Below are 7,346 nucleotides of genomic sequence, written 5' to 3'. Positions count from 1 at the left end.
AGCTTCGCATATTGATGTGAAGCTGGTTTTTTTGGGTACGGTATGTGTTCCACCGCTTACATTTCTTAATTACCTTTAAACCATTGTAGCCTTTAAAGCTATACATAGTATTTAAAAATACTATGATTAAATGACTCCCTTCATAATTTTTTATAAATTAAAAGCCAATTATTATCCAAGATTTTCTTAAATCTATAACAATAATTGGCCGGTTGCACTACTAACTCCAAATTTCTCAAGTGCCCAAGTATAAGAAATTTATCATTGTTTCCTTTAAGTATTTATTTAAATGTAGTAAATATGACTTAATCTTATACTTTTTTATATTTAATATTACTTCATTTAGTAATTTATCGACTAAAAATATTTTTTATTTACATGTTTGTTTCAAATTTAAATTAATATTTTTAGAAAACTTTTTTAAAATAATTAATTACTCTTCACTTCCAAACGCTATTAGAACTATTCTATATTATTAAACGCTAAATCAAAGAAAAAAACGTATAAAGTTTTACAAATTTTATTGCAATACTACTCTATTTCTTCCATTGCGTTTAGCTAAGTATAAAGCATCATCTGCAATTTTTAAAATATTATTAATATCCTTAACTTTATCTGGATATGAACTAACTCCTATAGAAACAGTTATATTCAATTTTTCTCCATTAGGTAATTTAAAACAATGTTTTTCTATGTTTATTCTTACTTTTTCTGCAATTTTATAGGAATGATTACTATCACAATCTAATAAAATTATTGTAAATTCTTCTCCACCATTTCTAGATACAATATCAAAGCTTCTACATGATTGTTTTAAAATATATGCAAGATCCTTAAGTACCATATCTCCAACAGCATGGCCATAAGTATCATTTACTTTTTTAAAGAAATCAATATCTATTAAAAGTATAGATAAATCTTCATTTTTTTCAATTGCCTCTTTAATAGATCTATTTAATAATCTATCAAATTCTCTTACATTAATTAGTCCAGTAAGAAAATCCTCTGTTGATTCAATTTTTAATTTTCTATATAATTCATTTGTTTTTGATATATATTGTAGAACGCAAAAAACAATTATTGAAACTAATATCGATGCAAACCAATAATTTATCAAAACTAGTAATAGCTTATTAAAGTCCTTTATCAATATCAAAAATATCATTGATGCTGTTGTTAGGTTTAATATATTCATAATTATCCATTTTTTCCTCACATTTATTTTCAACTTAAATACTAAGCTGAAAAATAATGATAATACAAATAAATTTATGACTGCTATTACAGATGATTCATTTATTCCAAAATAACCAATTCTAAATATAGCTAGCATTACTGAAGTAGATAATACGGATATAAAACCACAATAAATTGCTGATATAATTAAGGTTATTATACGCAAATCCATTAAAGTTTTATTTGATATAGGTATAGTATAAAACATTAAAATGCATCCACAAGTTCCGTTTAACACACCAAAAGCTATTTTCACACTTAATTTTAAATTTGAGCCAATTTTTACATCTTTAAATATCTGACTAGTAAGTGCTAGAAATGATATAAGAATTGTTGCATTAATAAATAACATGCTAACCATTTAGTTATCTCCTAAAAACTTCAATATTATTACACTATTCATCATTTTTAATGCATTCCAAAATATCTTCTTGGCTATACTGTTTTTCTATAGTAATTTTAGATTATTTTATAATTAATGCATCATATTGTTTTACATCCTTAGGTATAAGATTTTTACCTATGTATATTTCTTTTAAATTTTCGTTTATACAGATTACTTTATCTTCTCTAAAGCAAATTACAATTGCCTTCATAGTATGACACCCTCTATTTTATAGTTAATATAATTCATTCTAAATTCTGCAGTCTAGATTTGAATCACTTAACAAATTTAAGCACTAAAAAAATTATATGTCATAATTTTGGTTTAATCAACTTATTATATGCATAATTAAATAACGAATTTTTATTTGAATTCTATTTTTATGAAAAAAATTTCTAATTATGCTATTAATCCATTCCAAGTTTTAATCCTCTATAAATTCAACTCATTTGAGAATATTTTATCACAAATGCACCTAATTTCAAAAGTAAGTTGAACACTTTTAGATTTTTGTTATGATAAATAAAAAGATTCATTGTCTAAAGAAAAAAAAATACATCTAATATAAAATTATTTAATAATCATTCTACCCTCTTACATCATAATAAGATGCCAATTCTACTGCCATTTATCATAATGCAATGCTATAGCATTTCCTACTTGAATTGATTAAATCCAAGGGAAGTTAGCTAATTGATTAAATTGTCTCTATTGAGGTCATATACCCTATTTCTAGCTCTCAATTCTTTTTTGTTCTTGATATTCAAATTCTTATTTAGATTTGTTATTTTTCTTCCTTGTATATAATAATTTATTTCTGTAAAAATAAATTATTGTTTAAAATTTAAAAATTTATTCTGCTGTATAATTCAATTTAAAGTAACATATCCTAGTAAATAACTATAAGCTGCTATAATAAAAGCGAATTAACCTTATAAAAAATTAGAAAAATTTTTTATTTTAATGATTGCAGCTAAATAATATTATTTTCTATACCCCTTATTTAATATAATTACCACTCTTCAGTTTGTATTTTAAAGCTTTACTCAATCCATATCACATCTTTTAATATACTTTTATATGCACTTTCATCATTTATAGGTAAATCTAAAGATTTTGCGTGATTATCTAACTCCTCGTCCTCTATTGCTAATCTTTCCAAATGTAATACATCCACTTTGTAACCACATTTCTTATTAATGTACTCCTCTACCAATATTAATAAGTCTGCATCATCCCTATCTAAATCATAGGATAATACTATATCTATATCACTACTCTTCATATTTGTACCCCTTGCAAAAGATCCTGCCAAACCTATTTTTATATTGCTTAATATACTATTTTTCTTTATATCCTTTAATATATCTAATATTTGTTCTTTAGCTAAATTCTCTTTTTTAGCTTTCATCTATACACCTCCTCTTATCCAACAATTCACAATGGCATTATGATTATAAGTCATTGATTATGAGGAAAGTCTGCTCTTTTACAAGCAGATTCTTTAATTTAATGGCTTTCTTTGAAGAAATTATTGTTGGTTATTAGTTCTTGTCCGATTATTGGTTTAATTCACCATACTCAACCATAGATACTCTCAATGTATCTATGATTACCATTATCTTTCTCCTTAAAAATAAGGTCATGGTTACCTAGAATTAAATGTTTCTTACCCCTTAACTTTTTTAAGTAATTCTCTACACTTTCATTACTCCTATAGGCAACAAAGTCACCTTATAAACATTATTTCTTCATAATGTATTATATAAATAATATGTAATTTAAATTAGAATTTGATATTATATTCTTCATTATCCAATACTACGTCGTTTACTTTCAGAAACTCCCCTGTACTTAATCGTTCAAGACTATGTATAAAAATCAAAATATAGTCTCCAATTTTAATCTGATATCCAGCACATTTTAAACTTAGCTCTTTAACATCTAAAAAATCATTTTTCCTAATATCTAATAAAGATTTCTCTCCTCTACAGTATCCAATTTTAAGAAAACCATTTATATATGTAATGTACTCAAATTTTTTATTTGAAAATAGAAATTTTGACTTACTTATCTGATAAACGGAACAGTTATAAAAAACCCCCAACGCATTTAAATATTCTTTCAATGTAGTTAACTCATTTAAAAAGTTATTCCGCCTATCTTTATTCTCAGTACTTTTATATCCTAGTCTATTATTTCTTTTTTTACACTCACTCTCAGCTTCATAATTAGATAAAAAACAATCTACAAACTTTTTTCTAACACTTCTAGGATCTGCGCCATGAAGTATCCAATCAGTTTCTAAATCAATATATCCTTCATTATCTACTTCAAAACATTTGGTTGTATATTTGCTTTTATTTACCATCCATAAATTCTTATGCTTACTTATTACATAGACTTGCTTATATTTATTTTCATCCATTACCCCTATCCCCTTACTATAGTTATAAAATAAAGTTTGATCAAAATATTTTCGTTATTTCTACTAATATAATATATCCTTAAGAATAATAAAATTACTACTCATCACACTTAACATTAAATAAAAATTGAAAAAATAACTCTTGATAACTCATCCTATTGAACACACAATAGTCTTAAAGTAGCACTATCATTATCCGTTTACCTCTAAAATTTTTCTGCATTTTTAATTGCTTCGAATAGTCTACTTAAATTACCTCTCAACAAATCTGTATCTATAATCGGTCCAGAATAAAAATGTTCATTATGAAAAGCAACAAAAAAATCATAATAGCACTTTATAACCTCACCATCACATGCACTTTTTACTGCATTATAAAACCCACTATTCATAAACTCTTCAATTTTTGAATTAGATTTACTCCAGTATTCCATATATTTTTTGTGTTGCTCTATTTTATATTCCAATAATCCATTCGGCTCCTCACTATCTCTTAAACGCTTCTCTAAGATAGAAAGCCTTCCTTCTACATCAACAAATCCACCTAATAAATTATCCTCTTCATCTAAATAATCAGATTGTGTCATAATGTAGTCATAACTTGGAATAGATTCTTTTAATGCATCATGATATGGTCTTATTTTTTCTATCATTTGCTGTTTTATTTGCTTGTTGTTTATCCTTATTGTTATTATTATAGATATTGCTGTAATGATAGCTCCAATTATAGAACCAATAAATGATATCCAACCATCTGCAGTAATCTTATTTATCCACATAATGCCTCCTCCATGCATTTAGCTCATTTTAGTATATATAACACTTCTTCTATTTGAAAATATTTTACCATAAATGCACTTAATTTCAAAAGGAATTTAAATGCTTTTAAAATTAAGTGCTATATAAAAAGAAAGAAGATAGCCTAACTGTGCTTTAAGTCATCATCTTAAAATTTAACAAATCCTGAAATTAAGAGTGGGTTGCTTGGATAACTTAGTCCTATGCTTTACCCCACGTTATTTACGTTTGGAAAATGAATATAGACCTTAATACACTATCAAATTCATATTGCTTTCTAAGTTCATATTCATCTCTTTCCTTTTATAACATTCATATCTTCACTCTTCATATTTAATAGTTTTTATTCATAAAAATTATTAAATATGTAAAATAAAATCCGTTCTTCCATACCTAGAATCACTTGAAAGTGCACATATCTAACAAAACTAATATAAACTGATATGCAAAATTAACATATTGAGAATTTTAAATTTTTCTTAAAAAATTTTTATTCTATTGCTGTTTTATGATATTTTTTCTCATATTTCTAAAAACATTCTAAAAAATAAAAACAGCACCTTACAGTGCTGTTGAAAATATTCATGATAGTTAATCTAATATCAATATTAAAATACCATTCTTTTTGCTGTTTCCTAATTAGTCATCATATTTCAATTTTTTTAGACTTTTTAGACTTTTTCCTAGGATAATAATACTTATTACTTTTATTCTTAGCGCCCCAAACAATTTGTGTAATCTCTTTAGGGGTATAATAAATATTCCAGCTTTGTCCTTGTTCATAAAATCGGTCATATTCTTTGCCTATTTCAAGAAATTTATTGTAAATTTTTGTACACATTTCACGATTTTCACATTCATCATTAAGTATTGGGTAAATCGAGTTTGCGCCTTCAAAAGACATGCTAACCATTTCAGGATTACACCATTCAAGCCATTCCTCAACTTTAATATTTTCAATCAATTCTATTTTTCCATTTCTATCATGTAAACATTTATTGTTAAAATAAATTCTTGTACCATGAAATATATTATATTTTTCTAATAACGCTTTTAGTTCACAAGCCATCTTTTCGTTGATTTGTTCATTGTTCATAAGACACTTACCCCCATATCCCATTTATATTTGATTTAGTATATATTTTTCAACAAAATTTAACATCATTTTTTTAAAATAACAACTTTTTCTATTATAGCAATGCAAATATAATAACATCATTCATTTACTGATCAAAATTAAACATTATAATGATATTAGTATCTAAATTACATTCCATAGTGCTTCTTAAACTATCCATTGCTAATAATAACTACATTTTTTACTACATTTCACTCTGGCTCAAATATATAAAAATATAACTTTATAAAAATAAAATCTAAAATTTAATCACCATTCTAAAATAAAGTGCACTTTTTTAAGTATATACTATTATAGTTTTTGCTAATCTTTATCCAAACCAAGTATTTTCCTTGTTACCATTACCTCACTAATTATTTCATCATCTCTTTTAAGATTTATAAAATACTCATTAATTTTTACTGCTGAACCATCTTCTCCTTTTTTAATTGAAAGAAGCCAATCTTCATTTTTATCAAGTTCTATCTCTGTAAGATATCTTCCTGTATTCTGATCTACTTTCAAATTCCATTGTTTTACTACATTACTTGGAATCTTAAATGCACATAGATCATTTCCACATACCAAAATAGAATAATCTGCTTTATCAAGATACTCAGAGTTAATACCAAAGAAATATTTATTTGATTCTGGAGCTGTAATGCTTATAGCTACATGCTCTGAGCCAACTTGATAAAATGAATGTTCTAAATGCTTTACTTCTTGTCCCTTGTAAACTATTTCCTGTATTCTTTCTATATAACTTTTGTATTCCGTTGAATTTTGTATCATAATCTAGTTCCCCACCCCATCATATATTTTTATATAATAATACCAGCATATGATGGACTTTTCAATGTTGTAATTTACACATTATTTCATTTCCTAAAATTTAAAGAAGGCCGCCTTTTATTTAAGCAGACTTCTTTAAGTTTATATTTATTTTAGCACTTGCATTTCTTCCAGAAAATCTATTGTTTTTCACTTACTTTCTTAATTTTAATACACTCTTCTTAACAAACCACAAATCTCAACAATACCAACATCTCCAAGCTCACTACATAAAGTATCATCCATATTGTCTACAAAAGCAAAAAACATAACATATTCTCTAGTACCATCATTTGCAATTATAGGTGTTGAATCATCACTCAATAAAAGATATGTATTAAAATGAATTTCACAATCTGGGAATTCATATTTTGCATCCAAAACTGCAACTACTCTTGTTCCTTTAAATTCTGATTCAAGTTCTTTTATTTTATTTGCCTGTTTTTTTGTAAGCTCTCTTGTAGCTCCAGAAGCATCATATCTCCATACATTTTTCGCCTCTATTTGTTTTGATAAATATGGCAGCATTTCTTTCCATTCCATTCAATTAC

Annotated in this window: 8 protein-coding genes and 1 riboswitch; all 8 genes read right to left on the bottom strand. The window is 25.6% G+C overall.

Features of this window, described 5'->3' with window-relative positions:
- Positions 1 to 197 precede the first annotated feature (197 nt).
- Positions 198 to 281, bottom strand: a riboswitch (cyclic di-GMP riboswitch).
- Positions 282 to 520: 239 nt separating this feature from the next.
- Positions 521 to 1,597 (bottom strand): GGDEF domain-containing protein, encoded by a 1,077-nt coding sequence (locus EG57_RS0211480; protein WP_032077350.1) that lies wholly within the window; start codon positions 1,595 to 1,597, stop codon positions 521 to 523.
- Positions 1,598 to 1,700: 103 nt separating this feature from the next.
- Complete coding sequence (locus EG57_RS27295) at positions 1,701 to 1,832, bottom strand: hypothetical protein (RefSeq protein WP_278246466.1); 132 nt, start codon at positions 1,830 to 1,832, stop codon at positions 1,701 to 1,703.
- 831 nt (positions 1,833 to 2,663) lie between these two features.
- A complete protein-coding gene (locus tag EG57_RS0211475; RefSeq protein WP_032077349.1) occupies positions 2,664 to 3,032 on the bottom strand; it encodes a nucleotidyltransferase domain-containing protein in 369 nt (122 codons plus the stop codon).
- 375 nt (positions 3,033 to 3,407) lie between these two features.
- Positions 3,408 to 4,049, bottom strand: coding sequence for a hypothetical protein (locus EG57_RS0211470; protein WP_032077348.1), 642 nt, complete (start codon positions 4,047 to 4,049; stop codon positions 3,408 to 3,410).
- A gap of 206 nt (positions 4,050 to 4,255) precedes the next feature.
- Positions 4,256 to 4,828 (bottom strand): hypothetical protein, encoded by a 573-nt coding sequence (locus tag EG57_RS0211465; RefSeq protein WP_032077347.1) that lies wholly within the window; start codon positions 4,826 to 4,828, stop codon positions 4,256 to 4,258.
- A gap of 665 nt (positions 4,829 to 5,493) precedes the next feature.
- Positions 5,494 to 5,943, bottom strand: a complete 450-nt coding sequence (locus EG57_RS0211460) for a hypothetical protein (protein WP_032077346.1) — start codon at positions 5,941 to 5,943, stop codon at positions 5,494 to 5,496.
- Positions 5,944 to 6,288: 345 nt separating this feature from the next.
- Entirely contained in the window at positions 6,289 to 6,756 is a 468-nt protein-coding gene (locus EG57_RS0211455; RefSeq protein WP_032077345.1) for a hypothetical protein, read from the bottom strand.
- Positions 6,757 to 6,963: 207 nt separating this feature from the next.
- Positions 6,964 to 7,338, bottom strand: a complete 375-nt coding sequence (locus tag EG57_RS0211450) for a hypothetical protein (RefSeq protein ID WP_032077344.1) — start codon at positions 7,336 to 7,338, stop codon at positions 6,964 to 6,966.
- Positions 7,339 to 7,346: the final 8 nt, after the last annotated feature.

This window comes from Clostridium drakei, from assembly GCF_000633595.2.
Lineage (GTDB): Bacteria > Bacillota > Clostridia > Clostridiales > Clostridiaceae > Clostridium_AM > Clostridium_AM drakei.
The sequence above is the reverse complement of the archived record's forward strand: the minus strand, read 5'-3'. Positions and strand labels throughout refer to the sequence as shown.